Below are 15,251 nucleotides of genomic sequence, written 5' to 3'. Positions count from 1 at the left end.
TGCAATTCCTTCGCAGGAAGATAGCATCTGCAAATCAAGTTGCAAGTGCAAATCATTCGCATATAGGGCGCGTTTTCGTGAACGGATGTGTTGTCAGACGGCGTTGTTGCACAAGCCTGACGGCAAGTGATTCACTTTGCGAATCCATGCCGTTAGACGCGCTGCATGAGCAAGCCATCACCCGCCCGCTATCGCACGACGAACTGGTCCAGCTACAACGCATCGCTGCGCAAGCGGGGGTCGCTGCTGATCTGGGTGGACACGGACATGACCTGGCTTGCGCCGCGTGATGGGAGGCCTGGGAGGCCAGCGGTGTTTTCCGATGCGGCGATACAGTTCTGCCTGTCGATCAAGGTCCTGTTCAAGCTGCCGCTTCGCCAGATCGAGCCAGGTTCCGCCACTGGTTCGAGGAACCTTGGCGAGGCGGGATGGTGGCGAGCCTGCTGAAGCTGGCGGGGCTGGACTGGCCGGTGCCTGACTTTTTCACGCTGTGCCGCCGACAGAAGACCCTGGCCGTGCAGATCCCCTATCGCCGCGCCGACGGGCCGCTCAACCTGCTGGTCGACAGCACGGGCATCAAGTTCCTCGGCGACGGCGAATGGCAGGCGCGCAAGCACGGGGTGCAGGGGCGGCGCCAATGGCGCAAGGTGCATCTGGCGATGGACCCGGCCACGTCCGACATCCGCGCGGTGGAATTCACCCCTAGCCGTGACGGCGACAGCCCCGTTCTGCCCGACCTACTCGACCAGATCCCGGCGGACGAGAAGATCGGCACGGTCACCGCCGACGACGCCTATGACACGCGCCGCTGCCACACCGCTATCCTCGCGCGTGAGGCCACCCCGATCATTCCGATCCGCAAGAACGGGCGGCTGTGGAAGGAAGATTGCCCGGCGGCACGCGCCCGAAACGACACCCTGCGCGCCACCCGACATTACGGTCGGGCTTTCTGGAAACGTTGGACTGGATACCACGCCCGCAGCCGGATCGAGGCGAGGATGCGCTGCCTGAAATCCTTCGGCGAACGCATCATGGCGAGAGACCCGGATCGCCAGACCGCCGAAGTCCACATCCGCGTCGCACTCATGAACCGCTTCAACGCCCTCGGCAAAGCCGACATCGTCCGCCTAGCCTGAGTTGAGTGGGGGAAGGGGCAGTCACGCCTCAAGCGATAGTTGCGCAACAACGCCAATCCGACCGGATCATCTACCCCAAGCCCCACGAACCAGCAGGTTATACTGCATTTGTTCCATCAACTGCCGCTCCGACCGGACCGAGAACAGGATCTGGAGCAGGCTGGCCAGGATCAGCCATTCCGGTGCGATCGACGGGCGGCCGAAGTCGGAGTAGAGCGTTTCAAACTCGCTATAGAGGCTGGCCAGCGCCTCGTTCAGCACCTGCCGGAACTTGCGCAGCGGATGCCGTGCGGGGATGCGCGCCTCCAGATCGACATAGCTGAACAGCGACCCGCTCCCCTCGTCCATCCCGCGCATCATCACTCCCGTCGTCACCACCCCGAGGGTGAAACATGTTCCCAAAATCAAGTCGAAAAATGACTATTTCAGCGGCTTGCTCTCCTGATCGCAGTCAATCCTTTATTCCATGGCACTTAATCCGGCTCGACCGGACGTGGCATGGTGTAGATGCGCATGGCAGGAGGCAGAACTGAGACGACGGTTGAGCAAGCTCTCATGCGCGGGTTGGCTACCGCATGCCCGTGGTTTCGTCTTGGGGCTGCCTCGGTCCAGGGATCGGGCATCGACAGTGTCGGCCAATAACAGGGCACGAGGGTTCCCCACCGCGTTCCGCCCCCAACCCTGCGCATCGGCCTGATCGGGGCGAACCTTCTTTCTCAGAGGGCCTTAGCGACGGGTGCAGCGGTGGGCGTTGTCACCGCTCTGGCGATTGCCCAGACAAAGCCCAGCATTTCGCGCGCAATCGCCGTCGCGACGACGACCTTCGCCTTTCCCGCTGCAACCAGATGGCGGTATCGCTGGCACATCCTGAGTTGCCCCTTCCAGGCGATATCGCGCACCATCTGGGGCAGCGCCTCGAGCCGGGCCAGAAGCTTCACGCTGACCCGCGGCTGCATCCGATAACTCCAGGCTCCCTCGATCAGCGCGCGCCTGGCCAGGCCACTGCCCGCCTTTGTGATCCCGCCCCGGCGCACACTGGCCCCGCTGGAATGCTCCGACGGTGTCAGCACAAGATAGGCCATCAGCTGGCGCGGACTGTCGAAGCGGTGGAAGCCCCCGACCTCGGCCACTACCGTCACCGCGACTTTGAATCCGACCCCGCGCATTGCCTGAACCGCCGCGACCACCGGCGCGAGGCTCCACTGCGGCAGCAGACCCGCAATCTGTCCGGTCAGCCGCTCGATCCGCGCTTCGGCATCGGCGACGGCATCAATGTAGCCCTGGAGGACGATCTGCTGCGCCGGATGCGTGAAGCGCTCCGTCGTCAGCCAGCGGCGGCTGGCCACGGAACAACCTTTCTTGCCGGGAAAGATGCCGGTCGTGGCGCCGCAGAAAGCCCTGCAGATGCTGTCACGACCCGCTTCGACAAACTGGCGGTGCAAGCCAGAGCCGCATGGTCCGGCTTTATAGCAGAAATGCAAATGACGCCCATCAGCTCCCAGCTTCCGAAGGTGGTCCGGGCGGTGTGGAATTGTCCCCCAGTGCCGCACCTCGCTGCCATGTTCCTCCCTGTGCGACCGCGACGGATATCGTCGCATCGTAGACATCCGTCCCGATGAACATGCTATGCCGAATTCGGCCCCGCTCCCATTCCTGAGGCGCGGCACCAGTCAATCTCGCGCAATCCTCGAACGCGGAATGTCGCGGATGAGGCTGCTGACACAGTCAGATCACACAGCGATCATGGGGGTCTAGGCCCAGCCCTCGGGGCGGGCGTAGTAGGTATAGCCCGCGACCTCCTGGAACCCCATCCGCTCATAGAGTGCCAGCGCATTCACATTGGCGCGGGTGACGGCGAGGGCGAGGCGTTCGGCACCGCGGTCGGCCGCCCAGAAAGCCGCCTGACGCATCATCCGGCCCGCCACGCCACGGCGGCGCAGGGTCGGATCGGTCTCGATGGCGTGGACCATCGCCACCGGGCCGTGGACGGCGGCAAAGGCGGTGCCGGCCACCCGGTCCTCGACCCGGCCCATGATCGAAATATGCGGATCGCTGACACGTTCCATTACCGCCTGACGGGCGGGGCCGATGCCGCCCGCGCTCCAGATCTCGCGCTGGATCGCCAGAGGCGGCCAGATGGTGAAGGCCGACAGCATTGGGACGGGGCTGTCGGTCAGGACGGCGACGGGGATCTCCATGACCACGGTGGGCGATTCGCGCACGAAGGCCCGCGCCTTCAGCGCCGCGATCAGCAGGGCGTCGTCGTCGAAGACCAGAAACATCGGGCGCTGACCCCAGCGCTGATGAAGCCCGACGGCCTCGTGCAGATCGGCTTCGGTCCACGGCCCGGTGGCCATCGCGCAACTGACCCGGCCACCGCCGCCCAGCCCGCAGCCCACGCGGAAGCCGCCCGCATCGGCATATTCCGCCGCGGGCCATGTCGCCTGAAAGGCGGCGCGCAGCCCGGTGTCGTTCACAGCGACAGCCTTTGCTTCAGCTGATCCATCGCCTGTTCGACCCGCGCCGCATCCAGCCCGCGCACGACCAGATTTGTGCCCCAGCCGCGTTCGTCGTGATAAGGATAGGACCCCAGCGACAGGTCAGGAAATTCCGCCGCGATCACGCCCAGTTCGTCGGCCACGTCGCTTTCGCCGCGGCGGACCTCGATGGTGCGGGACTGCACCGGGCGGCCACCGCCCAGACGCGGGACCAGCCAGTCCACCATGCCGCGAAACACCTCGGGGACACCGGCCATGACATGGGTGTTGCCGATCGAGAAGCCGGGCGCGCCGGACACCGCATTGTCGATCAGCGCCGCCCCCACCGGGATCCGCGCCATGCGCAGCCGGTTGGGCGTCAGTTCCGTGCCCATCCGGTCGCAGCGGGCCTGCAGCAGGGCGCGGGCAGCGTCATGGATCTCGACCGTGGTGCCGTGGGCGGCGGCGACGGCATCGGCGGTGATATCATCATGGGTCGGCCCGATCCCGCCCGAGGTGAACAACAGGTCATAAGCCCCGCCCAGACTGCCGTCGAAGGCGCGGATCGCGGCCACGATCTGGTCGTGATCATCGGGAACGACGCGGATTTCGCGCAGGTCGAAGCCGGTGGCGTTCAGCACCTGCGCCAGATGATGGGCGTTGCCTTCGCGGGTGCGGCCCGAAAGGATCTCGTCCCCGATCACAAGGATGGCGGCTGTCGGATTGTCTGATTGCATGGCCCTGGCCCCTCGCGTCTGTTGCCCCGTTCTATGCCCGATCGCGGGGCTGGAACAAGTGGACAGTGAGGTCTATCTATGGGGCCAAGCGAAAGGATCAGCGATGGACGAAAGCCGCATTACCCGCGAAGGGATCCGCATTCACGCGCGCGAGGATTTCGCCGGCATGCACAAGGCCGGCCGGGTCGCGGCGCAAATCCTTGACGAGGTCGGCCCTCTGGTCGAGCCGGGCGTCAGCACCGGGGCGCTGGATGATTTCATCCGCAGGCGAGTCGGGGAATTGCAGGCCACCTCGGCCACCATCGGTTATCGCGGCTATCAGCATGCCAGCTGCATCAGCGTGAACCATGTTGTCTGTCACGGCATTCCCGGCGAGAAGCTGCTGCAGGATGGCGATATCCTGAATATCGACGTCACGGTGATCGTCGATGGCTGGTATGGCGATACCAGCCGGATGTATGTCGCGGGCAAGGCCCCGATCAAGGCGCAGCGGCTGATTCAGGTGACCCATGACGCACTGATGAAGGGGATCGAGGCGGTGCGCCCCGGCGCCACTTTCGGCGATATCGGCGCCGCGATCCAGACCTATGTCGAGGGCAAGCGCATGTCGGTGGTGCGCGATTTCTGCGGTCACGGGCTGGGCCGGACCTTTCACGCGCCGCCCAATGTGTTGCATTTCGGCCGTTCCGGCAAAGGTCCGGTGATCGAGGAAGGCATGTTCTTCACCATCGAGCCGATGGTCAATCTGGGGCGGCCCGACACCAAGGTGCTGGCCGATGACTGGACCGCCGTGACCCGCGACAAATCGCTGTCAGCGCAGTTCGAGCATTCCATCGGCGTGACGGCGGATGGCTGCGAGATCTTCACGCCATCGGATCTGTTCTTTCCCGGATGAGCCGAGGGGGCTTGCGTCCCGCGATGGCCGGGGGCACTTCGCCCCCGGCGCCCGGACAGTGCTCGAACCGGTGCGCACCGCCGGCAAGCCCCAGATGGATATTTGAGCACCAAAGATGGGCTGGCGTCAGGCGCGGCCTGCGGCGGCGGAGAGGAGTGAGGGGTCGATGCCCTGGGCGCGAAGCGCGAGCGGCCATTTTTCCTCGTGCGCGGCACCGAAGATCAGGTCTTCCGCGCCCTCGCCCGTCAGCCAGCCATTGTCCAGCATTTCCTGTTCCAGCTGGCCGGGGCCCCATCCGGCATAGCCGAGCGCCAGCACCGCCGATTCGGGCCCGTCGCCATGCGCCAGGTCTTCGAGAATGTCGCGGGTCGTGGTCATGGCCAGCGCGCGGCCGATCCGCAGCCTGCCTTCGGGATCGTCGCCATGTTCGGGCACGCTGTGCAGCACGAAGCCGCGGCCGGGTTCGACCGGGCCGCCGAAACGGACCTCTATCGGGCGGGCGGTGTCGTCGGCCTCGATCCCCAGCTGTTCCAGCAGATCGCCGAAATCGATCTCGGGCAGGGGGCGGTTCAGGACCAGACCCATCGCGCCATCGTCGGAATGGGCGCAGATCAGCACCACCGCGCGCGCGAAACGCGGGTCGGCCATGCCAGGCATGGCGATCAGGATCTTGCCTGTCAGGTTCTGGGGGCTGTCGTTCATCTGGCCTCCTTTCCCTTCAAGATCGTGGCTTGGCGCCGGAACTGCAAGGGTTGCGCGCATTTGTGACTTCTGTCGTTGAGATTGTGCCGCTATGACCGTGACATGACCCGGATTTGCCTGATCGCGTTTCTTTCCATCCTTCCCCTGCCCGTTCTGGCCGAGCCCCTGCCCCCCGGCTTGCAGGCGGCGCGGCTGTTGCCGGGCTGGATCGCCACCGATGGCAGCCGCATGGCGGCGCTGGAACTGGTGCTGGAGCCGGGCTGGAAGACCTATTGGCGCAGTCCCGGCGACAGCGGCCTGCCGCCCGAATTCGACTGGAGCGGATCAGTCAATCTGGTGGGGGTCGAGTTTCACTGGCCCCAGCCCGAGGCCATCGCCTCGGGCGATGATGTCAGCCTTGGGTTTCACGACCGGCTGGTTCTGCCCTTTACCGCCCGTCCCGCGCAGGCCGGCCAGCCGGTCGAGCTGGTGGCCGAGATCAGTCTGGGCCTGTGCGAGCGCATCTGCGTGCCTGCCCATCTGTCGCTGCGTGCCGATGGTCCTGACGCCCATCCCGACCCGGAAATCACCCAGGCGCTGGCGCGGGGACCGGTGCGTTCGCCATTGCGTCCCGCCTGCGAATTGCGTGAAATCGAGGATGGCATGCAGGTCAACCTTCACACGCCCCCGGCCCCGGTCACGCCAAGCCCGATTACCGCAGCCGCCATCGAGCTGGCGCAGGATCCGGGGATCTGGGTGTCCTCGGTCCAGATCGTGCAGATGACCGACGAGGTGGTGCTGACCGCCGATCTGGTCCCGCCCGATGGCAAGCCCTTCGAGGTGGACGCCGACAAGCTGCGCCTGACGCTGATCGGGCCGAAGGGCGCGGTCGAGATGATCGGTTGCAACAGGGCGAACTGAAGCGTCAGGTGGCGTCGCCCTCCAGCCGGGCGGCGATGGAAAGCAGATCGGCCCATGCCTCGCGCTTGGCGGCGGGGGTGCGCAGCAGATAGGCCGGATGGGTCATCGGCAGCGCCGGGCGGTCGAAGGCCTGCACCCATGTCCCGCGCAGCCGCAGGATACCGCGTCGCCCCAGCGCCGCCTGACAGGAGATATTGCCCATCAGCACGATCAGATCCGGCGCGGCCAGTTCCACATGGCGGCGGACGAAGGGCAGCGCCAAGGCGATTTCGGCCTGTTCAGGATCGCGGTTGCCCGGCGGACGCCATGTCAGGACATTGGTGATATAGAGCGCCTTTTCCGCATCCACCGCGTCACGGGCCAGACCGATGGCGGCGAACATCCGGTCCAGAAACTGCCCGGCGCGACCGACGAAGGGGCGGCCCTGACGGTCCTCTTCATCGCCCGGAGCCTCGCCCAGGATCATCACCCGCGCCTTCGGATTGCCGTCCGAGAAGCAGAAGTTCCGCGCGCCCTTCTTAAGCTCGATTCCGTCGAAACCCTGCTGCGCCGTGGCCAGTGCCTCCAGCGTATCGGCGGCGGCGGCAAGGGCTTCGGCTTCGGCCACGCGGGCGGCCAGATCGTCCTGCGGGGCCGGGCGGCGCGGCGGCGGCGCGGCGGGCGAAGGCGGCGGGGTCAGGGCACGCGCGCGGGGGGCCAGTTCGAACCGGTCCAGCGGGCTGTCCAATATGGGTTCATCCACGCCAAGTTCGGCCTGCCACGCCAGCAGGGCCAGCGCGGTCTCGGCGTCCAGATCGATTCCCTGATATGTCGGCTTGGCATCCATTACCGGCGCAAGCTAGGCCGGGCGAGCGCGATGGGCAAGTCAGTCGGTGACCAGCATATAGCCGGTGCCGCGCACGGTTTGCAGAAAGCGCGGCTCTTTCGGGTCGGGCTCCAGCTTGCGGCGCAGGCGGGTGATCTGCACGTCAATGGCGCGTTCGGAATTCTCGCCTTCCTCGGCCGAGGGGCCGCGGCCCATATCCTCGATCAGTTCGGCGCGGCTGACCGATTGGCCGCGGCTGGCGGCCAGACGCCGCAACAGCGCCTGTTCGGTGCCGGTCAGCCGGATATGGGTGTCGTTCTGCCACAACTCACCCTTTTCCGTGTCATAGCGCAGCGCGCCAAGGGTCAGGAATTTCGGCTGCGAATGATCGGCGGCGGGAATCCGGCGCAGGATCGCGGCGATTCGCAGCAACAGCTCCCGCGGCTCGAACGGTTTGGACAGGTAATCATCGGCGCCGCCTTCCAGCCCGGCGATACGGTCCTCGATCTCTCCCTTCGCGGTCAGCAGCAGGATCGGCGTGTCCAGCACCTTGCGCAGGTCGCGGGTCAGCGAAATGCCATCCTCGCCCGGCATCATCACGTCCAGCACGATCAGATCGAATTCCAGACCCTTGAGCAATCGCCGCGCCTGTGCCGCATCGCTGGCGGTGGTCACCATATAGCCGTTGCGCCGCAGGAAACGCCCCAGCAGTGAACGGATCCGTTCATCGTCATCGACGATCAGAAGATGGGCGTCGGGGCTGGTCATGCCTAAGGCTCCGTCTGTTCGGGCAAGGTCTGGTCGGGCAATCCGGTTCGGGGCGGCCTATTCGGGCTGGTCCTTCATCGACTGATACTGTGAACGCATCTCGGGGTCCATCATCGCCTCCAGCACCATGCGAAAGCCCGCGACCGCCTGCGGCCCGGCCTTGCGATAGGCGGCACGCATCCGCGCCCGCTGCGCCTCGGACAGGCGGCGTTCCAGCGCCACGCCCTTGGGCGTCAGATGCAGCAGCCGTTCGCGCCGGTCACGCCTGCCGACGCGGCTTTCGACCAGCCCGTCATCGATCAGCGTCCGCAGCACCCGGTTCAGCGATTGCTTGGTGACGCCCAGAACCATCAGCAGCGACGTCACCGTCAGCCCCTGATCGCGATTGATGAAATGCAGCGCCCGGTGATGCGCCCGGCCATAATCCAGATCGGTCAGGATCATGTCGGGATCGGCGGTGAAGGCACGATAGGCAAAATACATGGCCTCGATGCCCCGTCGCAGCTGGTCATCGGTCAGAAACAGCAGGTCTTCGCTGCCCAGAGGCGTAATTCGCACATTCTCCTGCATCGGTCACTCCTGTCACCAATTTGCTACCTGATAGGGCAGACTTGTTGACTTTCCAAGATTCGATTGCTAGCCGTCAAGCATCTTACGCAAGAAAAGTCTGATTCCGGACCGGTCCGCGCAAGAATCGACAAATTGGACTGATGGAGAAAAAAATGACTGCGGCATATGACGATCGCGACGGCAAGATCTGGATGGATGGCGAACTGATCGACTGGCGCGACGCGAAGGTGCATATTCTGACCCATGCGCTGCACTATGCCAGTTCGGTATTCGAGGGCGAACGCTGCTATGACGGCAAGATCTTCAAGGGGCATGAACATTCGCTGCGGCTGATCGAATCGGCCCGGCTGCTGGACATGCAGTCCCCCTATACCGCCGAACAGATCGACCAGGCGAAGAAAGAGGTGCTGGAGGCCAACGGCTTTACCAATGCCTATGTGCGCGCGGTGATGTGGCGCGGATCGGGGCTGGATATGGGCGTCTCGGCGGCGCGCAACCCGGTGCGCATGGCGATCTCGGCATGGGAATGGGGCAGTTATTACGGCGATGCGAAATGGCAGGGCGCGAAGCTGGACGTGGCGAAATGGAAGCGTCCCAGCCCGGAAACCATCCCCACCGCTGCCAAGGCCGCCGGTCTTTACATGATCTGCACCATGTCCAAGCACGCGGCCGAGGCCAAGGGCTGTTCGGACGCGCTGTTCATGGACTGGCGCGGCTATGTGGCCGAGGCGACGGGCGCCAACATCTTTTTCGTCAAGGATGGCGAGGTGCATACGCCGCTGGCCGACGCGATCCTGAACGGCATCACCCGCCAGACCATCATCCAGATGCTGAAGGACAAGGGCACGCCCGTTCACGAACGTCACATCAAGCCCGAAGAGCTGGAAGGGTTCCAGGAGTGTTTCCTGACCGGCACCGCCGCCGAAGTGACCCCGGTCGGAGAGATCGGCGACTGGCGTTTCCAGGTGGGCCGCACCACCCGCGACATCGCCGAAGCCTATGAGAAACTGGTCCGGGCCTGAGCGCCGGATCGGACCAGACCGAATGGGCCGCCCCGACAGGGCGGCCCTTTTCCGTTGTGGCAGCGGGTTTTCAGGTCAGGTGGTGCGCCCGCGCGCGATGCGAAGGAATTCGGCAGTCTTGCGGTTTTCCTCGCCCCGCGTCTGCGGGCGGCTGCGCAGCGTCGCAATGGCCGGATGCATGCCGGCTTCGCGTTCCTGCCGCGTATATTCACGCAGCCGGGTGCCACCATCGCCTTGTTGTGCCTGATCGCTGATCTGTTCGTCCATAATGGCCCTCCCCATGATCATGCGGGGCCACTATAGGGCCGAATCGATTCTTTTCAAACCGTCAGGCGGCCTTGATCCCCTGTGCCGCCGCCAGAACCGCATGAAGCGCGGTGGGGTCCTCGTTCGCGCGCAGCTTGCTGCGCAGATCGGCGTCCCGCAAGGTACGAGAAACCAGTGCCAAAGCCTTCAGATGATCGACGCCGCCGGTTTCCGGGGCCAGCAGGCCAAAAACCAGGTCGACCGGCTGGCGGTCAACGGCATCGAAATCCAGCGGCTTTTCCAGCCGGATGAACAGGCCGACGACCTTGTCCAGCCCGTGCAGCCGCGCATGTGGCAGGGCCACGCCATGCCCGACGCCCGTGGGGCCCAGGCTTTCGCGTTCCTGAAGCGCGTCCAGAACCTCGGGCGCGTTCAGCCCGTATTCGCTTTGCGCCAGTTCTGCCAGTTCCTGAAACAGCCGTTTCTTCGAAGTAACCTGACCAAAGGAACGGACGGCACCTGGCCTGATGATATCGCTGAGTTGCATCCAGTCGTACTTTCCTGCGCCTGCCGCCCCTGCACGATGCAAGGGCGGTCGGTTCAATCAGCGTCTTGCGGGGCTATCCATTGCCACGCGGATCGATCCACCCGACATTGCCGTCCTCCCGGCGGTGGACGACGTTGACGCCGCCATGTTTCTCGTTGCGGAACACCAGCAGCGGCGTTCCGGCAAGCTCCATCTGCATGACCGCGTCACCGACCGACAGGGTCGGCACACGCGCTTCCATTTCCGCGATGATGATTGGTTGCAGACCTGCGTCATGCGATTCCCATTCATCCTCATCAGCGGCCAGCACATACATGCCCGCCGCACCGAATTCAACAGGCCCCGAGCGATCCTTGTGGTGGTCCTTCAGGCGGCGCTTGTAACGGCGCAGCTGCTTGTCCATCTTCTCGCGGCAGGCCTCGAACGCGGCATAGACCTCGGTCGCGGCGGCGCGGGCCTGAACCGTCAGCCCGGTGGACAGATGTACGACGGCGTCGCACAGATACTGATGCGCATCACGGGAAAAGGTGACCGTGGCGTCGGTCGGGCGCTGCGAGTACTTGATGATCGTCTCGCCCAGTTCGGTCTCGACATGCGTGGTAAGCGCGTCGCCGACATCGATGTGTTTTCCGCTGATGGTATAGCGCATCGTTTTTCCTTTCCGGTTGCCCGTTCTTCCCGTATGCGCCGACCCGTTCAGTCCCAGGCCGGCAGCGGCGGAAAAACGGGGTTGAGCGGGCAAGGCAGATCCCCACCCGCATACATCCAATTTGGTGACAGCAAATCGGTTCTGTCAACGGTCCGCTGTGTCAGAAATGTAAAATGCCCGCTAACGTCCGGGTTTCAGCCCATCGAGAAGCTTTCGCCCAGATAAACCTGCCTGACGCGCGGATCCTCGACGATCTGCGCGGTGGTGCCCGACATCAGCACATGGCCATCATGCAGGATATAGGCCCGATCGACGATTCCCAGTGTCTCGCGCACATTGTGATCGGTGATCAGCACCCCGATTCCGCGCGATTTCAGATCATGGACCAGCTCGCGGATCTCGCCCACGGCTATCGGATCGACGCCCGCAAAGGGTTCGTCCAGCAGCAGATAGCCGGGATTCGAGGCCAGACAGCGCGCGATCTCGACCCGGCGACGCTCGCCCCCCGACAACGCCAGCGCCGGGGCGCCGCGCAGATGGGTGATCGAGAAATCGCCCAGCAACTCCTCCAGCCGGTCGCGGCGGTGATGCGGATCGGTCTGCGCCACCTCCAGCACGGCCATGATGTTCTGCTCGACCGTCAACCCACGAAAGATCGACATTTCCTGCGGCAGATAGCCGATTCCCATCCGCGCCCGGCGAAACATCGGCAGCCGGGTCGCATCCTGCCCGTCGATCATCACCTGCCCGGCATCAAGCGGCACCAGCCCGGCGATGCAGTAAAAACAGGTGGTCTTGCCCGAACCGTTCGGCCCCAGCAGCGCGACGACCTCGCCCCGCATCAGATCGACCGAGACGTCCCGAATCACCGGCCGGTTGCGATAGGACTTGCGCAACCCGCGCACCGCCAGCCCGGTCGGCCCCGCCCGTTCCCCCATGCGAGACGATTCGTCCATCAGTTCCCCTCGGGTTGCAGGACCGAACGGACGCGGCCATCGACCTGCGCCGTGCCCGCGCCGATATCGACCCGGACCCGGTCGCCGGTCAGCACGTTGCGGCCCTGTGTCAGCACCACATCGCCGGTCAGCACGACCACCCCGGTTTCGACATCGTAATCGGCGGCCCCGGCCTCGGCGGCATCATCGCCGCTGACCAGCGTGACCGAACCTTCGGCCTGCAACGCCTTGATCCGGTCCTGCCCGCCCTCGCCATAGATGACCGTCACACGCTCGGCCGCCAGCCGCATGGCGCCCTGCCCGATCACCACATTGCCGGTAAAGACGGCGCTGCCATCGGCCTGATTGACCGCCAGATTGTCGGCCGAAACCTCGACCGGGGCAGAACGGTCCTGCTGCATGCCACCGAAGGCGACGCTCTGCGCGGCGGCGGGACCGGCCGACAGAAGCAGGGCAATCATCACGGCGCGCAGCATGACCGGATCCTTCCTTGGTGTTGGGGCCTTGGCGTTGTTGTTTCGGGTTGTGGTGGTCTCGGGGTATCGGCGTTTCAGGGACGGTATATCAGACGAACGCCGCCAGTGAAGTTCAAGATCGACCCGGCGGCGGCTTCCCCCCCGGTCGCGCCGTCCTGACCGTCGGCTATCGGCGCCAGCTCCATCGCCCCGGCGCTCAATTCTCCGAAGGGGGCGGTGGCGGTCACCCCCTCATCTGCCACGATCCGCGAACGGTCGGTGGCCGCGTCGATCCGCGGCGCATCGACCACCCAGCCCGACGAGGTCGCCATATGCACCCCCCCGCTCAGCGAGATCACCCCCTCGGCCATGCCGAATTGCGGCGCGGTCAGATCGGCAACCAGCCCGTCACGCGCCCGCCAGTTCAGCGCCAGCCGGCTGGCAGAGCCGCCCGCCCCCGAAGGCGCCGCCTCAGCGGCATGCAGGGTCAGTTCGGCCCCGTCCTCGGTGACGGCCACATATTCGGGGGCGATCATCCGCGGTTCGCGGGCCATCTCTTCGGCATCGACATCGGCATAGGGGATCTGCGGCTCGGTCCCCGACTGACGCGAGAACAGGAACATCGTGGACAGGATCACCAGCGCCAGCAGCGGCAGCAACACCCGCAACCCGCGAACGATACGGGTGCGCCGCGACATCTCAGACCAGCCCTGCGCGCAGACAGTCATGGATATGCAGGATGCCGCAGGGGCGCCCGCCCTCGGATACGAACAGACAGGTGATCTTGCGCGACTGCATCTCGGCCAGCGCCGCCTCGGCCAGCGCGTCGGGCGCGATGATGCGCGGATTGCGGGTCATCACCTCGGCGGCGCTGCGGTCCAGCAGACCCTGCATGTGACGACGCAGGTCGCCGTCGGTGATGATACCCGCCAGCCTGCCATCGGCATCGGTCACGCCGGTCACGCCATAGCCCTTCTGGCTGATCACCAGCAGCGCCTCGGACATCGGCGCATCGTCCCGCACCAGCGGCATGTCGCGATGCATCAGATCGCCGACCTTCGACAGCAGCGCACCCAGCTTGCCACCGGGATGGAAGGTGCGGAAATGCTCGGCGGTGAACTTGCGGTGCTCCATCAGCGCGATGGCGATCGCGTCCCCCAAAGCCAGCGTCATCGTGGTCGAGGTCGTCGGCACGATGCCATTGCCGCAGGCCTCCTCGGCCGCCGGCAGCACCAGCGCCACATCGGCCTGCCGCAGCAACGTCGATCCGGCGCGCGACGCAACCCCGATCAGCGGAATCCGGAACCGCCGCGTATGCGCGATCAGATCGGCCAGTTCCGGCGTCTCGCCGCTGTTGGACAGCACCAGCGCCAGATCGGCCTCGGTGACCATCCCCAGATCGCCATGGCTCGCCTCGGCAGGATGCACGAACTGCGCCGGTGTCCCGGTCGAGGCCAGCGTCGCCGCGATCTTCCTAGCGACATGGCCCGATTTGCCCATTCCCGACACGATCACCCGACCTTTGACCGCCAGAATCCGGTCCACGGCCTCGGTGAATTCCGGCCCCAGACCATCCGCCAGCAACCCCAGCGCATCCGCCTCGGTCAGAATCACCCGCCGCGCCGTCTCGATATAGTCCTGCGTCAAACCACCCGGCCCCATCTTTGGTGCGAAAATATCCTCGGGGGGTCCGGGGGGCGAAGCGCCCCCGGCCCTGCCGCCCAATCTAGTGGTGGAAGATGTCCTTTTCATCCCCCCAGCCCAGCAGGTCCAGATGCGCCCGCGCCGGCAGAAAGTCGAAACAGGCCTGCGCCAGCCCCATGCGGTTCTCGCGCCGCAGCCGCTCTTCCAGCACATCCTTCAGCTTGTGCAGATACAGCACGTCGGATGCCGCATATTCCAGTTGCGCATCCGACAGATCCGCCGCGCCCCAGTCGCTGGTCTGCTGCTGCTTGCTGATATCGACACCGACCAACTCGCTCAGCAGATATTTAAGCCCATGCCGGTCGGTATAGGTCCTGACCAGCTTCGAGGCGATCTTGGTGCACCAAACGGGCGAGGTCACGACGCCGAAGGCATTTTCCAGCGCCGCCACGTCGAAGCGCCCGAAATGGAACAGCTTCAGCACCTTGGCATCGGTCAGCATCCGGCACAGGTTCGGCGCCTCGGTCTGACCGCGCTCGATCTGGACCAGATGCGCATCGCCATCGCCCGATGACATCTGTACCAGACACAGCCGGTCGCGGCGCGGATCCAGTCCCATGGTTTCGGTATCGATGGCCACGACCGGCCCCAGCTTCAGATCCTCGGGCAGATCGTTCTGATAAAGATGGATGCTCATCGCCTGCGCCCCCTCGTCCGGTTTTCGCTTCGCGCTCCTTCGACC

The 15,251-nt window shown here is 65.1% G+C and carries 17 protein-coding genes and 3 pseudogenes; 4 read left to right on the top strand and 16 right to left on the bottom strand.

Annotated features, from left to right (window positions below):
• Nucleotides 1–165: 165 nt before the first annotated feature.
• A pseudogene (locus tag JHW40_RS05910) lies at nt 166–1,136 on the top strand (IS5 family transposase).
• Between the two features lie 59 nt (nt 1,137–1,195).
• Here the strand turns inward: JHW40_RS05910 and JHW40_RS05905 are convergent.
• From JHW40_RS05905 to JHW40_RS05890, 4 genes and pseudogenes are all read right to left on the bottom strand, one after another.
• Nucleotides 1,196–1,493, bottom strand: a pseudogene (locus JHW40_RS05905) (transposase); the annotation flags it as partial.
• A gap of 359 nt (nt 1,494–1,852) precedes the next feature.
• Nucleotides 1,853–2,759 (bottom strand): annotated as a pseudogene (locus tag JHW40_RS05900) (transposase).
• A 128-nt stretch (nt 2,760–2,887) separates the two neighbouring features.
• Nucleotides 2,888–3,613 (bottom strand): GNAT family N-acetyltransferase, encoded by a 726-nt coding sequence (locus JHW40_RS05895; RefSeq protein ID WP_090611874.1) that lies wholly within the window; start codon nt 3,611–3,613, stop codon nt 2,888–2,890.
• Nucleotides 3,610–4,350, bottom strand: a complete 741-nt coding sequence (locus JHW40_RS05890) for a competence/damage-inducible protein A (protein WP_090611877.1) — start codon at nt 4,348–4,350, stop codon at nt 3,610–3,612. The genes JHW40_RS05895 and JHW40_RS05890 overlap by 4 nt, the downstream gene beginning before the upstream one ends.
• Nucleotides 4,351–4,453: 103 nt before the next feature.
• Here JHW40_RS05890 and map point away from each other — a divergent pair, with 103 nt between their 5' ends.
• A complete protein-coding gene (gene map / locus JHW40_RS05885) occupies nt 4,454–5,245 on the top strand; it encodes a type I methionyl aminopeptidase (protein WP_090611879.1) in 792 nt (263 codons plus the stop codon).
• A gap of 126 nt (nt 5,246–5,371) precedes the next feature.
• Here the strand turns inward: map and JHW40_RS05880 are convergent, their stop codons facing one another.
• The gene (locus tag JHW40_RS05880; RefSeq protein WP_090611881.1) at nt 5,372–5,947 is read right to left on the bottom strand and encodes a YqgE/AlgH family protein; all 576 of its coding nucleotides are present in this window, start codon (nt 5,945–5,947) and stop codon (nt 5,372–5,374) included.
• A gap of 102 nt (nt 5,948–6,049) precedes the next feature.
• On the opposite strand from JHW40_RS05880, the gene JHW40_RS05875 reads away from it, so the two are divergent.
• The gene (locus tag JHW40_RS05875; protein WP_139208150.1) at nt 6,050–6,847 is read left to right on the top strand and encodes a protein-disulfide reductase DsbD domain-containing protein; all 798 of its coding nucleotides are present in this window, start codon (nt 6,050–6,052) and stop codon (nt 6,845–6,847) included.
• 4 nt (nt 6,848–6,851) lie between these two features.
• Here the strand turns inward: JHW40_RS05875 and JHW40_RS05870 are convergent, their stop codons facing one another.
• Genes JHW40_RS05870 through JHW40_RS05860 form a run of 3 tightly spaced genes read right to left on the bottom strand, consistent with a single transcriptional unit; the run spans nt 6,852 to nt 8,990 of the window.
• Nucleotides 6,852–7,673, bottom strand: coding sequence for a uracil-DNA glycosylase (locus JHW40_RS05870; protein ID WP_090611887.1), 822 nt, complete (start codon nt 7,671–7,673; stop codon nt 6,852–6,854).
• A 39-nt stretch (nt 7,674–7,712) separates the two neighbouring features.
• Nucleotides 7,713–8,420, bottom strand: coding sequence for a response regulator (locus JHW40_RS05865; RefSeq protein ID WP_090611889.1), 708 nt, complete (start codon nt 8,418–8,420; stop codon nt 7,713–7,715).
• A 57-nt stretch (nt 8,421–8,477) separates the two neighbouring features.
• The gene (locus JHW40_RS05860; RefSeq protein WP_090611892.1) at nt 8,478–8,990 is read right to left on the bottom strand and encodes a MarR family transcriptional regulator; all 513 of its coding nucleotides are present in this window, start codon (nt 8,988–8,990) and stop codon (nt 8,478–8,480) included.
• 152 nt (nt 8,991–9,142) lie between these two features.
• Here JHW40_RS05860 and JHW40_RS05855 point away from each other — a divergent pair, with 152 nt between their 5' ends.
• The gene (locus JHW40_RS05855; protein WP_090612096.1) at nt 9,143–10,012 is read left to right on the top strand and encodes a branched-chain amino acid aminotransferase; all 870 of its coding nucleotides are present in this window, start codon (nt 9,143–9,145) and stop codon (nt 10,010–10,012) included.
• Between the two features lie 75 nt (nt 10,013–10,087).
• Here the strand turns inward: JHW40_RS05855 and JHW40_RS05850 are convergent, their stop codons facing one another.
• The 8 genes from JHW40_RS05850 to JHW40_RS05815 form a co-directional block, all read right to left on the bottom strand.
• Nucleotides 10,088–10,279 (bottom strand): hypothetical protein, encoded by a 192-nt coding sequence (locus JHW40_RS05850; protein WP_090611894.1) that lies wholly within the window; start codon nt 10,277–10,279, stop codon nt 10,088–10,090.
• Nucleotides 10,280–10,340: 61 nt separating this feature from the next.
• A complete protein-coding gene (locus JHW40_RS05845; protein ID WP_090611896.1) occupies nt 10,341–10,805 on the bottom strand; it encodes a PTS sugar transporter subunit IIA in 465 nt (154 codons plus the stop codon).
• A 73-nt stretch (nt 10,806–10,878) separates the two neighbouring features.
• Complete coding sequence (gene hpf / locus JHW40_RS05840; RefSeq protein WP_090611898.1) at nt 10,879–11,454, bottom strand: ribosome hibernation-promoting factor, HPF/YfiA family; 576 nt, start codon at nt 11,452–11,454, stop codon at nt 10,879–10,881.
• Nucleotides 11,455–11,648: 194 nt separating this feature from the next.
• Entirely contained in the window at nt 11,649–12,410 is a 762-nt protein-coding gene (lptB, locus tag JHW40_RS05835) for an LPS export ABC transporter ATP-binding protein (RefSeq protein WP_090611900.1), read from the bottom strand.
• Entirely contained in the window at nt 12,410–12,886 is a 477-nt protein-coding gene (lptA, locus tag JHW40_RS05830) for a lipopolysaccharide transport periplasmic protein LptA (protein WP_090611902.1), read from the bottom strand. The genes lptB and lptA overlap by 1 nt, the downstream gene beginning before the upstream one ends.
• Nucleotides 12,887–12,960: 74 nt before the next feature.
• Nucleotides 12,961–13,563, bottom strand: coding sequence for a hypothetical protein (locus JHW40_RS05825; RefSeq protein WP_090611905.1), 603 nt, complete (start codon nt 13,561–13,563; stop codon nt 12,961–12,963).
• 1 nt (nt 13,564) lies between these two features.
• A complete protein-coding gene (locus tag JHW40_RS05820) occupies nt 13,565–14,512 on the bottom strand; it encodes a KpsF/GutQ family sugar-phosphate isomerase (RefSeq protein WP_244519178.1) in 948 nt (315 codons plus the stop codon).
• Nucleotides 14,513–14,591: 79 nt separating this feature from the next.
• Nucleotides 14,592–15,206, bottom strand: a complete 615-nt coding sequence (locus JHW40_RS05815; RefSeq protein ID WP_090611910.1) for a ribonuclease D — start codon at nt 15,204–15,206, stop codon at nt 14,592–14,594.
• Nucleotides 15,207–15,251 lie beyond the last annotated feature (45 nt).

The organism is Paracoccus alcaliphilus (assembly GCF_028553725.1).
Classification (GTDB): domain Bacteria; phylum Pseudomonadota; class Alphaproteobacteria; order Rhodobacterales; family Rhodobacteraceae; genus Paracoccus; species Paracoccus alcaliphilus.
This window is presented reverse-complemented; position numbering and strand designations above follow the sequence as displayed.